A 21,016-nucleotide genomic window follows, 5' to 3' on the forward strand; every position below is an offset into this window, starting at 1 on the left:
CTCTGACCTGGGTTTACGTGGCGTCGGGGCCGCGAGGACCCCGCGCGTCGACAGGGACCTCATTTCTGGTCAGAGACCTTCGGAACTGCCGACGGTCCCTGACCACAAGTGAGGTCTCCGTGATGAATGGTCCGTTACGGCCACTTCGCCGACCCGAGGCGCGTCGCCGGCGAGTCGTGGTTTCAGAAACCGCGTGTCTGGTCAGAAACCCGAGGCGCACCAGCGGTTTCTGGCCACACCAGCGGTTTCTGGCGACCAATGCGGTTTATGCGACGAGGCCGCGCTCTTCCCGCCTCCATGATCGTCGGCAACGCCGACGGTGAGTCGCTGATCCGAAGAGTTCGGTGACTGGCGCTCTGGCCTGCGCATAAGCGTCCACCACCCCACCGCTCTCTGAGGTGCCCGAGGCGCCGGCCGAGGGATGCCTCGAAGGGCAGGCGAACGGGCCACGTCAGCGAGGCGCCGGACCACTGAAAGTAGGGGAAGGTTCTTCCCCTACTTTCTGCCCCTGCTTGTTGAGTCGTCCGCGAGAAAATTCGCGGGGAGGACTCCAGGGATAGGGGACGAGTTTCTTCCCCTATTTTTCGTGGATCATCGTCGCCGCGCCGCGCTCCACGGCCCTCTTCCCGCCTCCATCGCCGCCGCAGGCGGCGGGTGCGTCGCTGACTCGAAGAGTTGGGTCACCACCGCTCTGACCTGGGCAAATGTAGCTTTTCGAGGAGTCGCTCCTGACACTCTGTGTCCTGTTGGAGGATCTGTGTACTGCAGCACCCGGTTGACCTGATTCGACACAGGGTGTGGTCTGAGGCCACCCATGGCACATCACCGCCCAGAGCGGCCTCGGCTTCGGTCTGGCCGTGTCCCGCGTCGTCCTGCGAGAACTCGAGTTGAGTTGGAGAACGCGAGTGCTGCAGCACTCGCGTTCTCCAATTCGGCTCCAGTTGTCGCGGGCGCCAGCCGCGCGGAGGCCCCGGGCCTGATCCGAAGAGTTCGGTGACCGACGCTGTGACCTGGGAAAATGCGCGGCCAGCACCTATCATCCGACGACTGGATGGACGAGCTCACCCAGAGGTTGCAGTTTGACGCGGATGCCGCGTCAAACTGCAACCTTTGTGGGTACTCGTCTGCGGAGCGATGGGTTGGGTGACAATCGTGCCAAGGGTTGAGCCGTCCAGCCGACGTTGTAGCAGAAGGTGTCGCCTTCGCCGGGACGCGACGACCGACAATCGGTGACTGGGGTCGGGCCCGTCAGCCTCCGCTTCCGGGATGTTCCCGGACGACCACCGTCATGGGCCCGATCCTGCCCACCGGCCCTACCCCCCCACTTCCCGCCTCCATGATCGTCGACGACGTCGGCGGGTGGTCGCCGACTCGAGGAATTGAATGGACAGATCGCTCAAGCTCATCCATATGGCGAAGTCATGCGCACGTGCAGTTGCGGTCCTACACTGACGACACCTGACCGTCGGGGCCGTCGATTCTAGGAGTGACCATGGCGGTTGACGAACATCATGAGCATCATCTGGCCGGCGGCGTCGACAGCCACGATGAATCCGCGTCGTACCTGAGCAAGCGGCAACTGCAGAGCGGCAGTGCAGGCTGGCTTCTGTTGGCCGGCCTCGGCGTGAGCTACGTGGTCTCCGGTGATTACTCGGGCTGGAACTTCGGGCTGGGCGAGGGCGGCTTCGGCGGCCTGCTGATCGCCGCGGTCATCATCGCCGCCATGTACTTCGCACTGGTGCTGGGCATGGCCGAGCTGTCCTCTGCCCTGCCCGCGGCCGGTGGCGGCTACACCTTCGCCCGACGCGCACTCGGACCGTGGGGCGGATTCGCCACCGGCACAGCCATTCTCATCGAATACTCCATTGCACCGGCAGCGATCGCCACGTTCATCGGCGCCTACGTGGAGTCGCTGAACATATTTGGGATCAAAGACGGCTGGTGGGTGTATCTGGCGGCCTATGCGATCTTCATCGGCATCCACCTCGCCGGTGTCGGAGAAGCACTCAAGGTGATGTTCGCGATCACCGCGATCGCCCTCGTCGGACTGGTCGTCTTCTCGATTGCCGCGATCGGACACTTCGACGCCGGAAACCTGACCAACATCGCTCCCACCGATGCCGCCGGAGCGTCGGAGTTCCTGCCGTTCGGCTATCTGGGTATCTGGTCGGCCATCCCGTTCGCCATCTGGTTCTTCCTGGCCGTCGAGGGCGTGCCGCTGGCTGCCGAGGAGACCGCCAATCCGGAGCGCAATGTGCCGCGCGGCATCATCGCCGCGATGAGCGTCCTGCTGATCACCTGCGCTGCGGTACTGCTCCTCACAACCGGTGCCGGCGGTGCGAACGAGATGTCCGAAGCCGGAAATCCACTGGTCGAGGCGCTCGGTGATGGTGCCGCGGCCAAGGTGGTCAACTACATCGGCCTTGCCGGGCTCATCGCCAGCTTCTTCTCGATCATCTACGCGTACTCCCGGCAGCTCTTCGCCCTGTCACGCGCGGGTTACCTACCGACACAGTTGTCGGTGACCAACCGACGCAAGGCCCCGATGCTGGCGCTCATCGTGCCCGGCGTCATCGGGTTCGCGCTGTCGCTGACCGGCAAGGGCGAACTCCTGCTGAACATGGCCGTATTCGGCGCCGCGCTCAGTTACGTGCTGATGATGGTGAGCCACATCGTGTTGCGCGTCCGCGAGCCCAACATGGTCCGGCACTATCGCACCCCCGGAGGCGTGATCACCACCGGCTTCGCGCTGATCATCGCCGCGATCGCGGTGATCGCCACATTCCTGGTCGACGTGGTTGCAGCGCTGTGCTGTCTCGTGGTGTTCGCGCTGTTCATGCTGTACTTCGCCCTGTACAGCCGCCATCGGCTCGTGGCCAACTCCCCCGACGAGGAGTTCGCCGCGCTGGCCGAAGCCGAGGACGAGGTCCGATGAAGTTCAGCCAGACCATCTCGGGTACCACCTACACCTTCGATGGGCTCGTCGAACTGATGGCCAAGGCCACCCCCGCCCGGTCCGGCGATGAACTGGCCGGCTGCGCCGCCGACTCCGACGCCGAACGTGCCGCGGCCGCATGGCAATTGGCCGACCTGCCACTGTCGACATTCCTCGAGGAACTCGTTGTCCCCTATGAGTCCGACGAGGTGACCCGCCTCATCATCGACACCCACGATCGCAGCGCCTTCGGCGAGATCTCCCACCTGACGGTCGGCGGATTCCGCGACTGGCTCCTTGCCAACGTGACCCGCCCGGACGCCGCCGAACGGATCAGCTCCATTGCGCCGGCACTCACGCCGGAGATGGTGGCCGCGACGTCGAAGATCATGCGCAACCAGGATCTGATCCTGGTGGCCAAGTCGGCGACGGTCCGCTCGGCCTTCCGCACCACGATCGGTGTACCGGGAACCATCGCGACCCGACTGCAACCCAACCACCCGACCGACGATCCACGGGGGATCGCCGCCGCCACCCTCGACGGTCTGCTGATGGGTTGCGGCGACGCGGTCATCGGCATCAATCCGGCGACCGATTCGCCGCACGCCACCGCGGATCTGCTGCATCTCCTCGACGACATCCGGCAGCGTTTCGAGATCCCGATGCAGTCGTGCGTCCTCTCGCACGTGACGACCACCGTCGAACTCATCGAACAGGGCGTCCCGGTCGACCTGGTGTTCCAGTCGATCGCCGGCACCGAGGGCGCCAACACCAGTTTCGGTGTCACCGTGCCGATGCTGTTGGAGGCCAACGAAGCCGGGCGGTCGCTGCATCGCGGGACGGTCGGCGACAACGTCATGTACCTCGAGACCGGACAGGGCTCGGCCCTCTCTGCCGGCGCGCACCTGGGTACCGGCGGCAAACCGGTCGACCAGCAGACACTGGAAACCAGGGCCTATGCGGTGGCACGTGCGCTGGAACCCTTGCTGATCAACACGGTCGTCGGGTTCATCGGGCCGGAATACCTCTACGACGGCAAGCAGATCATCCGGGCCGGCCTCGAGGATCATTTCTGCGGAAAGATCCTGGGCCTGCCGATGGGCGTCGACGTCTGCTACACCAATCACGCGGAAGCCGACCAGGACGACATGGACACGCTGCTCACCCTGCTGGGTGTCGCGGGCGCGGCCTTCGTCATCACCGTGCCCGGTGCCGACGACATCATGCTCGGGTATCAGAGCCTGTCGTTCCACGACGCCCTGTACGTCCGCGAGGCACTTGGTCTACGGCCGGCGCCCGAATTCGAGGACTGGCTGTCGCGGCTGGGCATGGCCGACCGCAACGGACGCGTACTGCCCGTCGATCCGGCCACCTCTCCCCTGCTCTCGCTGGCGGCCCAACCATGACCGAGGATCGCCCGATCGAAGATGTGTGGTCGGATCTGCGGCGCACCACCCAGGCCCGGATCGGCCTCGGCAGGGCGGGTAATTCCCTTCCCTCACAACGCGTTCTCGAGTTCCAGGCCGCACACGCCGCGGCTCGCGACGCGGTCCACGACCCGCTCGACGTCGAAGCTTTCGTCGATAGTCTCACCGATCTGGACATCGGCGACGCCGTGCATGTGCGGAGCCGCGCGGAGACCCGCAGTGAGTATCTGCGACGCCCCGACCTCGGCCGCCTGCCCGACGATCTGTCGCAGGTGCCGACAACCGAGGCCGACATCGGCATCGTCTTGGCCGACGGCCTGTCACCCCGGGCTCTGGTCGATCACGGCCACGGAATGCTCGCCGCACTGATCGCCGAATTCGACGGAACGTATCGGATCGCGCCGCCCGTGGTGGCCACCCAGTCGCGCGTCGCGCTCGGCGATCACATCGGCGAAGCGCTCGGCGTACTGACGCTCATCGTCGTGATCGGCGAACGCCCGGGTCTGTCGGTGGCCGACAGCCTGGGCATCTACATCACGCATCGCCCCGAACCGGGCAGAACCGATGCCGACCGCAACTGCATCTCCAACATTCACCCACCCGACGGACTGGGTTACGAAGCGGCGGCACACATCACCGCGGGTCTCGTATCCGGCGCACGTCGGCTGGGCAAGTCGGGCGTGGCCCTCAAGGACACGTCTCGAGCGGCCGTCGAGGCGGCCGAGACGCTGACCGTCGAGGGTTGAGATCGGTAGCAATAGGAGGCGCTGGGCGCCATCTATTGCTACGAAGTCGGCGACGAACGTCAGGACGCGAGGATCTTGGCCTTCTGCGCAGCGAACTCGTCCTCGGTCAGGATGCCCTGCTGGTACAGCGCGGCAAGTTCCTTGAGCTGGTCGACGGTGCTTGCGGCCGGCGCGGCGGGTGCAGGTGCGGGCTGCTGGTATTGCGGCTGCTGGGGCTGGGCGTACTGCTGCTGCTCGTAGGCGGCGCGTGCCTCCTGGTCGTAGGCCTGCTGCGACCACCGATTGGCCTGTCGTCGCGACACACGGTTGCTGACGGCAGTGGCGGTACCGGCGATGACGGCAGTGCGGGCGACGCCGCGAATCAAACCTGGCATGTGGTTACTCCTGGTTGTGAGATGTGATGAAGGAAGAAAAGATAGGGTCAGGCGGAATGGTCAGGCACCGGCGGATTCGAGGCGCTCGAGGAGATCCTGAACCGGAATCCGGCCGGACGCGACGACCTCTCCCCCATTGTTGTGCACGGCGGTCGCGAACGGGGCTGCCCACAGGTTCTCCCACACCAAGATCGCTGCCGCCGTGCCCGGCGCGATGGCCGCCGCCGCCTCGGACACGTCGTCGTCACCGATCAGATCCGTTGCGGCTCCGTCGAATACCTCGAAGTCGGCACCGAGTTCGTCGAGCGCGAACCGAGTCACGATGCCGTCCTCCGACTTGGCCACGAACACGACATCGATCACTCGCACGATGCCGCGGTCGACGAGATCGATCAGATGCGGAATCGCTTCGCCGGTCGGTTTGCCGGAGGTCCACTCGATCACGATGTAATCGATAGGACCGAGATCGCGCTCGGGGGCGCCGTCTGTCACGTCGCTGGTGGTCACTGCTTCTCAGTGCTCCTCGATGTCTGGCCCGGCTCAGTCCGGGCGGATAGATCTTCCCCGATGATCACCACACGCGCTCGGCGCCGTCTGCTCATCGCGAGACCGGAATCGATTGTAGGCGCGCGTCCAGCACAGGTGCCCGCGATCGACCCAAGCCGATTCCGTTTCACCCGAGGAGGACGACATGGCGCGGACGGCTAGCCTGACGAGATGCCCCAACTCAGCCCACGTCGATGGTCCGCCCGCGCGATCGTGGTCGGCGTTCTCATCGCGGTGGCCGGGATCTGTTACTCGTCGTGGGTGCTCGAGTTCTTCTGGTCGAGCCCCCTGGATCCGATGCGGACCTTTCTCAGTGAGCTCGACGCGGCGCATCGACCTCATCGCCAGGTCTACGTCGCAGGTGACCTCACGACGAGCGCCTGCGCACTGGTCGCGGGCCTGCTGGGACTCGTCCCCCGACCGCTCGCCCACGGCAAGATCGCAGTCACGGCCTTCGTCGCGCTGGCCGCGTTCGGCGCGTCGACGATGGCCGACGCACTGCTTCCGATCGAATGCATCGCCGGCGTCGATCCCGGATGCCGGCCCGACCCGAGTGGCCTGCTCCCCCAACTCCACCACGTTCATGCCCTCACCAGCACCCTCGCGGTGTTCTCGATCTTCACCACGATGATCGCGGTCACGCTGGTCGCGCTGCGGAGTCCGTCGTGGCCGCTGATGCGCCGGGTCGGTGCGGTGGTGTTCGCGATCGTCGTTCTCGCCACAGCGTGGATGCTGATCGCCGACAATCTGTCCGGCAATTACCGTCTCGGTCTCGCGCAGCGCATCCAGGTGGGCGGGATGTCGGTGTGGCTGATCCTGTGGGGTGTCGCCGTCGCCTGTGAACGCATGGTTGCTCAGCGCAGGTCGATGACGATGTCGCTGACTTCCTCGTCGTAGAGCGCCACGATGTGCTCGGCGTACTTGTCCGAGATGGGCTTACGCCGCAGCTTCATCGTCGGGGTCAGCTCGTCACCACCCGGATCCCAGGCCGCGGGTATGACGGTGAACCGCTTGATCTGCTCCACCCGAGACAGTTTCCCGTTGCCCACCTTGACGGCCGTGATGATCTCCTCGACCACCTTCGGATGAGCCGACACCGTCGCCAGGTCGGCGTCGGACATGTCGTGCGTCTTCGCCCGTACCGCCGCGGCATCCGGATCCAGCACCACCAGCGCCGAGATGTACGGTCGGCCGTCACCGATCGCCACCACCTGACCGATCAACGACGACGCCGCCTTCATCGCATTCTCGATGTTGGTGGGCGACATGTTCTTTCCCGACTCGTTGATGATCAGTTCCTTCTTACGGTCAACGATCGTCACGAAGCCGTCGTCGTCGATGGTGGCGATGTCACCGGTCGCCAGCCACCCGTCGGGGTCGATCGTCTCGGCAGTCTTCTCCGGCTGATTCCGGTAGCCGCGCATGTTCACCGGGCCCCGGATGAGCAGTTCGCCGTCATCGGCGAGTTTCGCCTCGACACCCCGGACGACCTTGCCGACGCTGCCCAGCTTGATCGCGTCCGGTGTGTTCATGGTCGACACACCTGTCGTCTCCGACATCCCCCACACCTCGAGCACCGGTATGCCGAGTCCGAGGAAGAACGACAGCACCTCGGGCGGAATCGCCGCCGCACCGGAGCCGGCGAAGGTGATCTGGTCCATGCCGAGCGCGGCGCGCACCTTGTGGAGGACCAACTTGTCGGCCAGCCCGTGCTGGGCACGTGTGAGTGCTCCCAGCGGCTTTCCGTCCAATTGGGCCTGCGCCGCCGCTGCGCCGACACCCAGCGCCCAGGACGCGAGGTTCTTCTTGACCGGACTGGTCTCCTGCGCCATCTTGGCCTCGATACCGGCCCGGATCTTCTGCCACACGCGTGGCACTCCGAAGAAGAAGGTCGGGTGCACTTCCGGCAAGACGGCCGCGATCTCGCGCGGATCGGTCACCGTGGTCACCTGGATACCCCGCACCATGTTCGCCCCGTGCGAGGAGACGCGGTCGGCTATGTGTGCGGCAGGCAGATAGGAGATCACCCGATCGTCGAAACCGACCTCGACTTCGTCTGCGAGACAGGCGAGTTCGGCGATCATGTTGCGATGGGTGATCTCCACGCCCTTGGGTGGCCCAGTGGTTCCGGAGGTGTAGATCAGGGTGGCGAGATCACCCGGCTCGACGGCCTGCCAGCTTGCGGTGAAGTCGAAGCCGTCGGGCGCCGGTGTCTGCTCGAGATCGGCCAGCGAAACAGCATCCGACGCCACACCGTCGACCACGATCGTCGTCGTCACGTTGGTCGATGCGGCCTGGATCAGCGGCAAGAACACCTGCTCGGTGACGACCACCGCGTTGTCGGCGTTGCCGAACAGGTACTCGATCTGTTCCGGTGAACTGGTGTTGTAGATCGAGAACGGGATGGCGCCCAGATGTAGTGCGGCAGTGTCGACCAGATGGAACTCCGGCCGATTGGTCAGCATGATGCCGACGGTGTCGCCACGTTTCACTCCAAGCGCGGCGAGCCCCGCAGCGATGGTCTCCACACGCTGTCCGTACTCGGCCCAGGTGATCTCCTGGATCCCGCCGGCGGTACGTAATGCCACCCCGTCGGGGCGCACCGTGATGGTCTGTTGAAAGGCTTGCGGAAGGGTCGAGACCGCGACACCCGTCTCGTGGGGGAAGGTGATCAGCTCCGGATCGGACACGATGGTTGTCCTCGATTCTGCACATGCATCGGCCAGGTATGACGGCGAAGTGCCCCGTCGCTTCGCTCGTCCGTGCCTCACAGTACTGCGCGGACATCAGCACCGGAACGGTTCCGCGCAACCGGTAATCGAATGGTAAAGAACGCAGCTAGATCGGCTGTTCAGCGCAAGTCGACGACGATGGCGCTCGGTTCCTCGTCGTAGAGCGCCACGATGCGCTCGGCGAATTTGTCGGCGATGGGTTTGCGCCGCAACTTCATCGTCGGGGTGAGCTCGTCACCACCCGGATCCCAGGCCGTGGGAATGACGGTGAACCGCTTGACATGGTCAGGAACCCCTCGTCGTCCAGGGTCCCGATGTCACCGGTCGCCTCGACGCGCTGTCCGTACTCGGCCCAGGTGATCTCCTGGATGCCTCCGACCGTGCGCAAAGCGACGGCGTTCGGTCGCACGGTGATGGTCTGCTGGGGAAAGCCTGCGGGAGGGTCGAAACCTCTACCCCGGTGTCATAGCGGTGCGCTATCGCGCCACCGGTGACAGCGTCCAGTCACCGGCACCGATGAGTTCGAGAACCTCGGTGTGATGCTGATCGGTGGTGCTGCGATGGCTCACCGACACCAGGATCACTTCCGGCAACTCCGAGCGGATCAGCGAGTAGAGCGCGTACTCCAGACCCTCGTCGACCGCCGATGTGGCCTCGTCCATGAACACCGCCCGTGGCCGGGTCAGCAGAATACGGGCAAAGGCCACACGCTGCTGCTCGCCCGGCGAGAGTACCTTCGCCCAGTCCTCTTCCTCGTCGAGGCGGTCGACGAGGTGCGGCAGGAACACCGCCTGCAGCGCCGTGCGGATCGCGTCGTCGCCGATCTCGGTGGGCAGCGCCGGGTAGGCGACGACGGTCCGCAGATCGCCGAGCGGAATGTAGGGCATCTGCGACAGGAAAAGGGTTTCGTTTCCGGCGGGGCGGGTGAATTGACCTTCCGCAAATGGCCACAGCCCCGCCAGGCCACGCAGCAGCGTGGACTTCCCGGCTCCCGATCGCCCCTTGACGACCAATGCCTCGCCGGGGGTCAGCTCTAGGTTCAGTGCTCGGATCAGGTCGGTGCCATCGGGGGTCGCGATGCGTACGTCGGCCAACTTCACGGTGCGATCGCCGTCGAGCGTCGCCATCGCGGGAAGTTTCCGAGACTTCGCGTCGGCGTCGGCAAGACCGTCGAGACGGATGATGGACGCGCGCACCTCGGTGAATTCGTCGTAGGAGTTCCGGAAGAACGACAGGGCGTCGTGCATCTCGCCGAACGCCGAGGCCGTCTGAGTCATGTCACCGAGCTTGATCTGACCGGTGAAGAAGCGCGGCGCCTGCACGATGTACGGGAAAACCACCGACAGCTGACTGACACTGAAGTTCCAGCCGACGAAGCCCAAGTTCACGTAGACGATGCGCCAGAAGTTGTCGACGACAGCACGGAAGCGCGCCATCAGTCCGACATGCTCAACCTGCTCGCCGCGGTAGAACGCGACGTTCTCGGCACCGTCGCGAACGCGGACCAACGCATAACGGAAGTTCGCGGTGAGGCGTTCCTTCCAGAAGTTGAGGCGGATCAGCGGTCGGCCGATTGCGAAGGCGACGACGCTGGCGACCAGAACGTAGATGAGGACCAGCCACACCATCATGCGTGGGATCTCGATGCCGCCGAGCGTGATCGGACCGGACAGGTCCCACAGGATCATCGAGAACGCGACGATCGAGGTGGTGGCCGAGATGACACCGTTGGTCGACGACCCGCCGTACCCCCAGAACAGTCGTTGTCCGGTCTCGGCGAGGTTGGTGATGTCGGCCTCGATGCGCTGGTCCGGATTGTCGACCCCGGGGTGGATGTCGTGCCGTTTGCCTCGGGTCTTCAAGAACTTCGACGGTCCGAGGTCGACGAATCGATTGCGATAGAACGCCCGACCTTCGAGCCAGTCTTCGGTGGCGTGCTCGGTGAGCCACCAGCGCAGTTTGATCTGGAATGCCGAACCGGCGTAGATCTCCACCATGGTGCGAAGGACGTGCAGCGTGGCGAGAATGCCGAACACGATCATCGAGTGCCAGAACCCGGTTTTGCCGGCGTCGACGTTGGCGGCACCTTCGGGTCCGCCCTGACCGAGTCCTTCGGCGACGATCTGGAGCGACGTGTACAGGTCGTTGCTCCAGTACGAGAAGAGAATGGTGACCCGCACGCCGAAGAGCGTGAGCAACGTCAGTGCGACGACGAGCAACCACGCCATGACTCGGGTCTCGCGATCATGGAAGAAGCCGCCGATCACTCGCCACAACGGTTTGCCCCACCGGCTGAAGCGCACCAACAGCGCTCCGACGATGGCCACGCTCAAAACAGTGATGCCGAAGGCCTTCGCCATCCACCACAGACTGGCCCAGACCTCGTTGCCCCAGTCGATGCTGTATTCCACTCCGGAAACCCTTCACGTTCGCGCGCGATCGGACCGACCGGCGAATGTGCGCGGTCGTGGTGTCGCGCTATTGCAGCTCCCCCAGAAAGCGAGATCGCAGTCTAACCCGGCCAAGAATCCGCGTCGCGCCGACTCGCGCGTCGACCGGAGGTCAGAGTCGTCGGTCAGAGCGGACGCAATACGACCCCGGCCGACAGCGCACTCTCGGACACCGTCTGGGTGTACACGCTGCCGATCTGGACCACGAAGTCGCCGCCGGTGGAGTCGACGTCGCGCACCTCGAACGGCAGGGTGCAGGTGCTGCCGTCACGATCGATGGTGCCCAACTGGGTCTCGCCGACCGATCGGCCCCGATCGTCGTAGATCCGCACCGGTGTGCCCGCGCTGATGATTCCGCCAGGCGTGGTCGCGGTCTTGGTGGTGCAGTCGACGGCGACGCCGCCCTTCGCGTCGAACGCACTCGAGAGCAGGTATCCGACGAGAAGCGCGAGGATCGCGATCGTCGCGAAGATGGTCGCCCCGATGGCGCTGGCCGCGATGATCCACGGGCGTGTGCGACGCTGCCACGTTCGTCGGGGCAACGCGGGCCCGGGGTCGAGCCAGAACTCGGGAGCGACGGTGGGTTGTGGTGCCCAACCCATGGAGGAACCGAACTGCGGCTGGGCGCCGGGATATCCGGCCGCGGGAAAACTGCCCGTGCCGTGTTGACCCGAGGCTCGTTGATCGGTGGGGCCGGTCGTCATGGCGACCAGTCTGCCAAAGCGAGCCGTCGTGATGCGCCGGACGGGTGGCCGGTCGGTTCTGCCAGTTAGTTCTTCGGGGGGAAGTATTTGATGAGGGCTTCCTGGACCACCGACGTCGCCAGGGTCCCGTCGCGCATCCAGAACCGGCCCGAGCCCATGCCGCGCGACCCGGTGGCGACCGGGGAACGGGTGGCATAGAGCAGCCAGTCGTCGAAGCGGAATTCGCGGTGGAACCACATCGAATGGTTGACCGTCGCGGCGAACAATCGGTCGATGCCCCAGGACAGCCCGTGGGTGGTGATGATCGAGTCGAGCACCGTGGTGTCCGACGCGTAACACATCGCCGCGACATGCATGATCGGATCGTCGGGCATCTGGCCGTCGGCCTTCATCCAGACCCGGTTGTCCTTGAGGGTCTCCCCCGCCTCCCGCACCTTCCACGTGGGGTCGTTGGCGAAGCGAATGTCGATGGGGTGCAAGGCATTCACAAAGGTCGCGATGCGATCCTCGAATCCTTTGAAATGCTCGCCGAGCGGTGGCAACTCTTCGGGATAAGGCACCTGCGGGATCTCGACGGCGTGTTCGAGGCCGGCCGCGTTGTCCTGGAATGCGACGAGCATCGTGAAGATCTCCTCGCCCTTCTGGATCGCGGTGACCTGACGATTCGCGAACGACTTGCCGTCCCGGAAACGGGCGACGTGATACTCCATCGGCAGAGCGACATCGCCGCCGCGGATGAAGTGGGCATGCAGAGCGTGAATGGGCGGATTGCCGCGCGTGAGCGTACGTGCGGCGGCGACCACACCCTGGCCGAGAAGTTGCCCGCCGAACGTGCGCGCCGTCTTCTGTTCAGGATGCTGCCCGAGGAAGAGGTTCTCGTCCCGCCGTTCGACGTCGAGCAAGGCGAGCAGCTGTCCGAGGTCGTCGGATTGGTCGGTCATCCCCCAACCCTATGGTGCGGGCGCCACTTCACGGCCTGCGGCCCGCCGTTGTGGGGCACGGCCAGGGAAACACACGATGGAGGCGGGAAGACTCCCCAGGGAGCGGATGGAGACTCAGTGGTCCTGTTCGCCGATGCGGTGCACGTGGATCATGTTGGTGGAGCCGACGGTGCCGGGTGGCGCGCCGGCGACGATGACCACGACGTCACCTTCCGCGAGCCGCCCGATGCGCAGCAGTTGGTGGTCGACCTGATCGATCATGTGGTCGGTGGTGTCGACATGGTTGACGATGAAAGTCTCGGTGCCCCAACTCAAGGCGAGCTGGCTGCGTACCGCCTGCGTCGGGGTGAACGCCAACAGGGGCAGTCGGGAGTGCAGCCGGGCCAGGCGTCGAACCGTGTCACCGGACTGGGTGAACGCCACGAGGGCCTTCACCTCGAGCCGCTCGCCGATGTCGCGTGCGGCATACGAGATGACGCCGCGCTTGGTGCGCGGGACGTGTGAGAGCGGCGGAACGTCGCGAGGTCCGCCTTCGACGGCGCGGGCGATCTTGTCCATCGTGCGCACGGATTCCATCGGGAACTTGCCGACCGACGTCTCACCGGACAGCATCACCGCGTCGGCACCGTCGAGCACCGCGTTGGCGACGTCGGAGGCCTCTGCGCGAGTCGGGCGCGAGTTCTCGATCATGGAGTCGAGCATCTGGGTGGCGACGATCACCGGCTTGGCGTTCTCGCGGGCCATCTGGATGGCCCGCTTCTGCACCAGCGGCACCTGCTCGAGCGGGAGTTCGACGCCGAGGTCACCACGGGCGACCATGATCGCGTCGAAAGCCAGCACGATGGCCTCGAGGTTGTCGATGGCCTCCGGCTTCTCCAGCTTCGCGATGACCGGGATGCGACGGCCGACGCGGTCCATCACCTCGTGCACGAGTTCGATGTCGGACGGGCTGCGCACGAACGACAGCGCGATCATGTCGACGCCGAGCTTCAGTGCGAACTCGAGGTCGGCGATGTCCTTGGCCGACAAGGCAGGCACCGAGACGTTCATGCCGGGCAGCGAGAGCCCCTTGTTGTTGCTGACGGGTCCGCCCTCGGTGACCGTACACAGCACGTCGGGTCCGTCGACCGAATCGACGACGAGACCGACCTTGCCATCGTCGACGAGGAGTCGGTCGCCGGGGCTGGCATCGCGGGACAGTTGCTTGTACGTCGTCGACACCCGGTCGTGGGTACCGACCACGTCGTCGACGGTGATGCGGACCTTTTCGCCGGTGTCCCACAGCACTTCGCCGTTCAGGGCGCCGTCATCCTCGAACTTGCCGAGCCGGATCTTGGGGCCCTGCAGATCGGCGAGGATGCCGACAGCCTTCTCGGTGGCGTCGGAAGCCTTGCGGACACGCGCATACACCTCGGCGTGGTCTTCGTGGCTTCCGTGGCTGAAGTTCATGCGTGCCACATCCATGCCGCATTCGACGAGTTCCTTGATGCGCTCGTCGGTCGCGGTGGCCGGGCCCAGGGTGCAGACAATCTTGGTTCGCCGTGTCACAACCTCACCTTAGTCCCGTCGTCGGTGCTTCTCTATGCATGCGGATAACGGTCACCGTTCGTGCATCTGGTGTTCGTGCTGGTAGAGCGGCCATCTTGGCTGACCGGAGAAATCAACGAAACCGACGCGGGTCAGCGCACCGACAGCGGCAACGCGGCGGGCCGGACCGGCGAAGGCAGATCCGACGCCCCCATCAGGAACTTGTCGACCGCGCGCGCAGTGGATCGCCCTTCGGCGATCGCCCACACCACCAGAGACGCACCGCGATGGGCGTCACCGCACACGAACACGCCCGGCGCGTCGGTCTGCCAATCGCTTCCACAGGACAACGATCCCCTCTTGTTGGGTTCGATCTGCAGATCCGTCAGCAACGGCGAACGCCGCACACCCGCGAAACCGATTGCGAACAAGGCGAGTTCGCATGGGATCTCGAACTCCTCGCCAACCGGTGTGACCACACGACGACCGTCGGGCTCACGCTGGACCGCCACCTCGGCGAGCACCATCGTCTTCACGTTGCCCTGCTCGTCACCGTCGAATCGCTGCACGGCCACCTGGTAGCGCCGTTCGCCGCCCTCGGCGTGTGCGCTGGATGTGCGCATGATCAGCGGCCAGGTCGGCCACGGCGACCGATTGTCGTCGCGGTCGCTGGGCAACTCGGGGTTGTAGTCCAACTGCACCACCGACGCCGCACCCTGCCGGTGCGCGGTGCCGAGGCAGTCGGCTCCGGTGTCGCCGCCACCGATGATGACCACGTGTTTGCCGGCCGCGGTGATCGGCGACGGACCGTCGCCCTCGCATTCCTTGTTCGCGGGCACGAGGTGCTCCATGGCCAGGTGCACGCCGGCGAGGTCGCGTCCCGGCACCGGATTGTCACGGGCTTCCATCGCGCCGATCGCGAGGACGACCGCGTCGTGGCGGGACTTGAGCTCTTCGACGGTGAGATCGGTACCGACGTCACAGTTGACGACGAATTCGGTTCCCTCTGCCCGCATCTGGGCGATGCGGCGGTCGATGTCGGACTTCTGCAGCTTGTACTCGGGGATGCCGTAGCGCAGCAGTCCGCCGAGCCGGTCGTCGCGCTCGTAGACCGTCACGTCGTGGCCGGCTCTGGTCAGCTGCTGGGCGGCGGCCAGTCCGGCCGGACCCGATCCGACCACTCCCACCGAACGCCCCGACTTGGCGGCGGGCGGCTCGGGCCCGATGATGCCTTCGGCCCACGACTCGTAGGCGATGGTCTTCTCGATGCGTTTGATCGTGACGCTGCCACCGGTGGTGGGCTCGGAGATCGACAGCACGCAGGCCGCCTCGCACGGTGCCGGACAGACCATCCCGGTGAACTCCGGGAAGTTGTTGGTGGCATGCAGCCTGCTGCTGGCCGCGTCCCACCGACCACGACGCACCAGGTCGTTCCACTCGGGGATCAGGTTGCCCAGCGGGCACCCCGCAGTTCCGGAGTGGCAGAACGGAATTCCGCAGTCCATGCAGCGTCGGGCCTGCGTGGACACCTCGTCGAGGATCTGCAGCGGGTTCTCCGCGTGCACGTAGACGTCGTCCCAGTCGGCGACGCGCTCGGTGACCGGGCGGTACTTTGCTTCTTTCTTCCGGATCTCCAGGAATCCGCGCGGGTCAGCCACGTGCCGCCTCCATGATCGCTGAATCGACGTCGCGTCCCTCGGCCTCGGCCATGCGGGCCGCGTCGAGTACGCGCTTGTAATCGGTGGGCATCACCTTGGTGAAGGCGAGGCATCGTCGTGGCCAATCGGCCAGCATCGACGCACCGATCGCCGAGCCGGTGAGCTCGGTGTGCTTGGCGATGGTCTCGCGTAGCCACCCCAGATCGTCGGGGTCGGGACGCATCAACTCGACCATCGCCTTGTTCACCTTGTCCGGGTCGAGGTCGTAGACGAAGGCGATCCCGCCCGACATGCCGGCCGCCATGTTTCGGCCGGTCGGGCCGAGAATCACCACCCGGCCGCCGGTCATGTACTCGCAGGCGTGGTCGCCCACACCCTCGACGACGGCAGTCGCACCGGAGTTGCGCACGGAGAACCGCTCGCCGACCCGCCCGCGCAGGAACACCTCGCCCGACGTCGCACCGTACAGAATCGTGTTGCCGGCAATGACCTGGTCCTCGGCGATGAACCAGGCGTCGGGATCAGGCGCGACGACGATCTTGCCGCCGCACAAGCCCTTTCCGACGTAGTCGTTGGTGTCACCGCTGAGTTTGATGGTCACGCCCGGCGGGAGGAAGGCACCGAGGGACTGCCCCGCCGAGCCGTTCAGCTTCACCGTGATGGTGTCCTCGGACAGGCCTTCGGCACCGTATCGACGAGTCACCTCTGAACCGAGCAGCGTGCCGACGGTGCGGTTGACGTTGCGCACCGGCAGTTCGAGCGTCACCGGATGCGCGTCTTCGAGCGCCCCTTCGGCCAGTTGGATCATCGTCTGGTCGAGCGCCTTGTCGAGGCCGTGGTCCTGGCCGCGCACGCGCCGACTCGGCCCCTTGTCCTCCACCTTGCGGAAGATGGGACTCAGATCGAGTCCCTTGCTCTTCCAGTGCGCGAGCGCGGTGTCGGTGTGCAGGCGCTGCGACTGCCCGATCGCGTCGTCGAGCGTCCGATACCCCAACTGCGCGAGGTACTTACGAACATCCTCGGCAATGAAGCGGAAGAAGTTCACCAGATGCTCCGCCTGTCCGGTGAAGCGCGACCGCAACACCGGATTCTGGGTGGCCACACCGACGGGACAGGTGTCGAGGTGGCAGACCCGCATCATGATGCAGCCGGTCACGATCAGCGGCGCGGTCGAGAAGCCGTACTCCTCCGCCCCCAGCAGCGCCGCCATGATCACGTCACGGCCGGTGCGCAGGGCGCCGTCGCACTGGACGGTGATGCGGTCGCGAAGTCCGTTGAGCATCAGCGTCTGTTGCGCGTCGGCCAGCCCGATCTCCCACGGGGTGCCCGCATGCTTGAGCGACGTCAGTGGTGATGCGCCCGTACCGCCGTCGTGGCCGGAGATGAGCACCACGTCGGCGTGCGCCTTCGACACACCGGTCGCCACCGTCCCGACACCGACTGCGCTGACCAGCTTGACGTGGATACGTGCGTCGGAGTTGGCGTTCTTCAGGTCGTGGATCAGCTGCGCCAGGTCCTCGATCGAGTAGATGTCGTGATGCGGCGGCGGTGAGATCAGCGCGACACCCGGCGTCGAGTGACGCGTCTTGGCGATCCACGGGTACACCTTGTAGGCCGGAAGCTGGCCGCCCTCACCGGGTTTCGCGCCCTGCGCCATCTTGATCTGGATGTCGGTCGCATTGGTGAGGTAATCACTGGTCACGCCGAATCGGCCGGACGCCACCTGCTTGACGGCACTGCGGCGTTCCGGGTCGTACAGGCGGTCGACGTCCTCGCCGCCCTCACCCGAATTCGACCGCGCACCAATGCGGTTCATCGCGATGGCGATGGTCTCGTGCGCTTCTGCGGAGATCGAACCGTAGCTCATCGCGCCGGTGTTGAACCGCTTCATGATGTCTTCGGCGGGCTCGACCTCGTCGAGTGGGATCGGTTCGCGCGCAGCGAGATCGAATTCGAAGAGGCCGCGCAGCGTGCCGCCTTCGGCGGATAGTTTGTTCACCTCGTCGGAGTACTTCTGGAAGACCTCGGTCTGTCCGGTCTTGGTCGCGTGCTGGAGCAGGAAGATCGTCTCCGGGGTGAACAGATGGAGCTCGCCCTCGCGACGATACTGATACTCGCCGCCCACCTCGAGCCGGCGGTACACCTGCTCGGTGGCGTTCTCCGGGAAGGCACGATGATGGCGCAGCCGCACCTCCTCGGCCAGTTCGTCGAGCCCCACACCCTCGATCCTCGAGACCGTGCGGGTGAAATACTCTCGCACCACCTCAGACGACAACCCGACGGCCTCGAAAGCCTGTGCGCCCGTGTAGGAGCTGATGGTCGAGATACCCATCTTGCTCATCACCTTGAGCACGCCCTTGCCGAGCGCCTCGACATAGTTGCGGACCGCCTTCGACGGCGCCACCCCGATGAGTTCACCCTCGGCGATGAGATCCTCGATGGTCTCCAGCGCCAGATACGGGTTCACCGCGGCAGCACCGAATCCGATCAGCAGCGCGATGTGGTGCACCTCGCGGGCATCACCGGATTCGACGACCAGCGCCACCTTGGTCCGCTCCTTGGTGCGGACCAGATGATGGTGGACCGCCGACGTGGCCAACAACGACGGGATCGGTGCGTGCTCGCGGTCGGTATGCCGGTCCGAGATCACCAGCGTCGTATGGCCTTCCGCGATCGCCTGGCTCGCGCGGTTACGGAGATCCTCCAGCGCAGCAGCCAGACCCGCGCCACCTTCGGCGACCTCGTAGAGACCGCTGAGGACCTTTGCGGACAGACCGGGGTTGTCGCCGTCGTCGTTGATGTGGACGAGCTTGGCGAGGTCGTCGTTGTCGATCACCGGCCAGTGCAGCAGGATCTGCCGGCACGACGCGGCGGTCGGGTCGAGAAGATTCTGCTCGGGCCCCATCACGCGTGCCATCGAGGTGACGATCTCCTCGCGGATCGCATCCAGCGGCGGGTTGGTGACCTGCGCGAAGAGTTCGACGAAGTAGTCGTAGAGAAGCCGGGATCGCTTGGACAGCACGGCAACCGGCGTGTCGGTACCCATCGAACCGAGCGGTTCGTAGCCGGAGGCGGCCATCGGGGTCAAGAGGACGCGCAGATCCTCCTCGGTGTAGCCGAAGGACACCTGGCGTCGGACCACCGTGTCGTGGTTGGGCTTGTACACCGGACGGTCCGGCAGGGTGGCGATGTCGAGCAGCCCTGCGTGCAGCCACTCGTCGTAGGGCTCGGCGTCGATCAGGTCGCCCTTGACCTCTTCGTCGGGGATGATCCGGCCCGCCACGGTGTCGACGAGGAACATGCGGCCCGGTTCGAGGCGGCCCTTGGAGATCACGTCGTCGACCGGCACCTCGAGCACACCTGCCTCCGACGCCAGGATCACCCGTCCGTCGCGGGTCTGCCACCAGCGTCCTGGGCGGAGTCCGTTGCGGTCGAGGACGGCGCCGACGACGCTGCCGTCGGTGAAGGTGACGCACGCGGGACCGTCCCAGGCCTCCATCAACGATGCGTTGAACTGCAGGAACGCGCGGCGCTTGGGGTCCATGTCGGGGACGTTCTCCCATGCCTCGGGCACCATCATCATCACGGCATGCGGCACGCTGCGGCCGCCGAGCACGAGCAACTCCAGCACCTCGTCGAGCGATGCGGAGTCCGATGCCTCCGGCGTGCAGATGGGGAACGCGCGGGCCAGGTCGCCTGGGATGAGCCCGGTGTCGAGGAGCGCTTCGCGGGCGCGCATGCGATTGCGGTTGCCGCGCACGGTGTTGATCTCGCCGTTGTGGGCGACGAACCGGAACGGGTGTGCCAGCGGCCAGGACGGAAAGGTGTTGGTGGAGAATCGGGAGTGCACGATCGCGATGGCGCTCCAGCAACGCTCGTCACGCAGGTCGTCGTAGTAGAGAGGCAGCTGCATCGTGGTGAGCATGCCCTTGTAGACGATCGTCCGGCTCGAGAGCGACGGGAAGTAGAGGCCGGTGCCGGCTTCCTCGATCTCCGGGGTGACGCGCTCGGCCTGCTTGCGGAACGGGTAGATGAACCGGTCGAGGTCGATGCCGGCGAGTCGCGTGCCTCCGGGGGCCGGCTCGACGGTCACGAAGAGTTGCATCATGTGCGGCATGCAGCCGAGCGCGGTTTCGCCGATGTCGGCACGCACGGCATCCACCGGAAGCTCGCGCCAGCCGAGGATCGTGACACCCTCGGCGTCGGCAAGCGCCTCGACCCGCTCGATGGCCAGTTGTCGAAGACCGGCGTCGGCGGGGAGGAAACAGATGCCCGCGGCGTAGGTGTTGGCGCCGTCCGCCGATGGTGCGGGAAGGTCGAAGCCCGCGGTCTCGCGAAGGAGTTCATCGGGGAGCTGGATCAGGATTCCCGCGCCGTCACCGCTGTTGACCTCGGCTCCGGCCGCGCCGCGATGTTCCAGATTCTCGAGGGCAAGCAGACCGTCGGCGACGATCGAATGAGAGCGGCGGCCGTGAATGTCGGCAACCATTGCCACGCCACAGGAATCGACCTCGGCTTCGGGGTCGTACAGGCCCTGCTTGGCCGGAAGCGCAGAAAACAGCATCACTACCTCCACACTCGATCCGAGACGAATCGCACGCTGGATGTCCGTTGGGACAGCGTTGGCCCGTGGAGCACATAAGCGTCGCGCAGGCGACCGGCCGATGACATGGGCTGCATCGAGGTGATCGTCGCGCGTCGCGAAATTCAAGTCTATCTGAACCGAACCCGAGACGTTGGAACTGCGGATCGGGGTCGCACGTGGGACGCGTGTGATCTTGGCGACCGAGCCGATGTCCGTGCTCACGGCGACCCACCGTCGACGTCGTCGGCGCCGCGGGCCTGTCGGGCGCAAGAAAGTAGGGGAAGAAACTTCTTCCCCTACCCTTGGTGTCTTCCCTCAGAAATTTCTCGCGGACGACTACGAACCCCGGGGAAGAAGTTCTTCCCCTAGATTTTGTTGGCGGACCCGAGCA

At 65.5% G+C, this 21,016-nt stretch carries 13 protein-coding genes; 4 read left to right on the plus strand and 9 right to left on the minus strand.

Features of this window, described 5'->3' with window-relative positions; translation table 11 throughout:
• Window positions 1–1,492 precede the first annotated feature (1,492 nt).
• The 3 genes from eat to eutC are packed head-to-tail and all read left to right on the plus strand — an operon-like array spanning window position 1,493 to window position 5,108.
• Window positions 1,493–2,935 (plus strand): ethanolamine permease, encoded by a 1,443-nt coding sequence (gene eat, locus MKW15_RS02460; RefSeq protein ID WP_240855804.1) that lies wholly within the window; start codon window positions 1,493–1,495, stop codon window positions 2,933–2,935.
• Entirely contained in the window at window positions 2,932–4,341 is a 1,410-nt protein-coding gene (locus tag MKW15_RS02465) for an ethanolamine ammonia-lyase subunit EutB (protein ID WP_240855806.1), read from the plus strand. The genes eat and MKW15_RS02465 overlap by 4 nt, the downstream gene beginning before the upstream one ends.
• Window positions 4,338–5,108, plus strand: coding sequence for an ethanolamine ammonia-lyase subunit EutC (gene eutC, locus MKW15_RS02470; RefSeq protein WP_240855808.1), 771 nt, complete (start codon window positions 4,338–4,340; stop codon window positions 5,106–5,108). The genes MKW15_RS02465 and eutC overlap by 4 nt, the downstream gene beginning before the upstream one ends.
• Before the next feature lie 59 nt (window positions 5,109–5,167).
• Here the strand turns inward: eutC and MKW15_RS02475 are convergent, their stop codons facing one another.
• Window positions 5,168–5,482 (minus strand): SHOCT domain-containing protein, encoded by a 315-nt coding sequence (locus MKW15_RS02475; RefSeq protein WP_240855810.1) that lies wholly within the window; start codon window positions 5,480–5,482, stop codon window positions 5,168–5,170.
• A gap of 60 nt (window positions 5,483–5,542) precedes the next feature.
• Window positions 5,543–5,989 (minus strand): DUF6325 family protein, encoded by a 447-nt coding sequence (locus MKW15_RS02480; RefSeq protein WP_240855812.1) that lies wholly within the window; start codon window positions 5,987–5,989, stop codon window positions 5,543–5,545.
• 210 nt (window positions 5,990–6,199) lie between these two features.
• Here MKW15_RS02480 and MKW15_RS02485 point away from each other — a divergent pair, with 210 nt between their 5' ends.
• The gene (locus tag MKW15_RS02485) at window positions 6,200–6,925 is read left to right on the plus strand and encodes a DUF998 domain-containing protein (protein ID WP_240855814.1); all 726 of its coding nucleotides are present in this window, start codon (window positions 6,200–6,202) and stop codon (window positions 6,923–6,925) included.
• Here MKW15_RS02485 and MKW15_RS02490 read toward each other — a convergent pair.
• The 7 genes from MKW15_RS02490 to gltB all read right to left on the minus strand — a co-directional run bounded on the left by MKW15_RS02490 (window position 6,883) and on the right by gltB (window position 20,604).
• Window positions 6,883–8,718, minus strand: a complete 1,836-nt coding sequence (locus tag MKW15_RS02490; protein WP_240855815.1) for an AMP-dependent synthetase/ligase — start codon at window positions 8,716–8,718, stop codon at window positions 6,883–6,885. The genes MKW15_RS02485 and MKW15_RS02490 overlap by 43 nt on opposite strands.
• Window positions 8,719–9,236: 518 nt before the next feature.
• On the minus strand, window positions 9,237–11,171 hold the full coding sequence (locus MKW15_RS02495) for an ABC transporter ATP-binding protein/permease (protein ID WP_308221002.1): 1,935 nt from the start codon (window positions 11,169–11,171) through the stop codon (window positions 9,237–9,239).
• Between the two features lie 164 nt (window positions 11,172–11,335).
• Complete coding sequence (locus tag MKW15_RS02500; protein ID WP_240855817.1) at window positions 11,336–11,914, minus strand: hypothetical protein; 579 nt, start codon at window positions 11,912–11,914, stop codon at window positions 11,336–11,338.
• 65 nt (window positions 11,915–11,979) lie between these two features.
• Complete coding sequence (locus MKW15_RS02505) at window positions 11,980–12,855, minus strand: acyl-CoA thioesterase (protein ID WP_240855819.1); 876 nt, start codon at window positions 12,853–12,855, stop codon at window positions 11,980–11,982.
• A gap of 114 nt (window positions 12,856–12,969) precedes the next feature.
• On the minus strand, window positions 12,970–14,403 hold the full coding sequence (pyk, locus tag MKW15_RS02510; protein ID WP_240855825.1) for a pyruvate kinase: 1,434 nt from the start codon (window positions 14,401–14,403) through the stop codon (window positions 12,970–12,972).
• Window positions 14,404–14,534: 131 nt separating this feature from the next.
• On the minus strand, window positions 14,535–16,040 hold the full coding sequence (locus MKW15_RS02515) for a glutamate synthase subunit beta (RefSeq protein WP_240855826.1): 1,506 nt from the start codon (window positions 16,038–16,040) through the stop codon (window positions 14,535–14,537).
• Window positions 16,033–20,604 carry a glutamate synthase large subunit gene (gene gltB, locus MKW15_RS02520; RefSeq protein ID WP_240855831.1) on the minus strand — a complete coding sequence of 1,524 codons (4,572 nt, stop codon included), beginning with the start codon at window positions 20,602–20,604 and terminating at the stop codon, window positions 16,033–16,035. Before gltB ends, MKW15_RS02515 begins: the two co-directional genes overlap by 8 nt.
• Between the last annotated feature and the right edge of the window lie 412 nt (window positions 20,605–21,016).

It is taken from the genome of Gordonia gummivorans, from assembly GCF_022513585.1.
Classification (GTDB): Bacteria; Actinomycetota; Actinomycetes; order Mycobacteriales; family Mycobacteriaceae; genus Gordonia.

Coding starts and splice junctions, on each gene's coding strand:
- MKW15_RS02485 (WP_240855814.1), top strand. CDS start 6,200: ATGCCCCAACTCAGCCCACGTCGATGGTCCGCCCGCGCGATCGTGGTC.
- eutC (WP_240855808.1), top strand. CDS start 4,338: ATGACCGAGGATCGCCCGATCGAAGATGTGTGGTCGGATCTGCGGCGC.
- MKW15_RS02500 (WP_240855817.1), bottom strand. CDS start 11,914: ATGACGACCGGCCCCACCGATCAACGAGCCTCGGGTCAACACGGCACG.
- MKW15_RS02465 (WP_240855806.1), top strand. CDS start 2,932: ATGAAGTTCAGCCAGACCATCTCGGGTACCACCTACACCTTCGATGGG.
- MKW15_RS02505 (WP_240855819.1), bottom strand. CDS start 12,855: ATGACCGACCAATCCGACGACCTCGGACAGCTGCTCGCCTTGCTCGAC.
- eat (WP_240855804.1), top strand. CDS start 1,493: ATGGCGGTTGACGAACATCATGAGCATCATCTGGCCGGCGGCGTCGAC.
- MKW15_RS02475 (WP_240855810.1), bottom strand. CDS start 5,482: ATGCCAGGTTTGATTCGCGGCGTCGCCCGCACTGCCGTCATCGCCGGT.
- gltB (WP_240855831.1), bottom strand. CDS start 20,604: ATGCTGTTTTCTGCGCTTCCGGCCAAGCAGGGCCTGTACGACCCCGAA.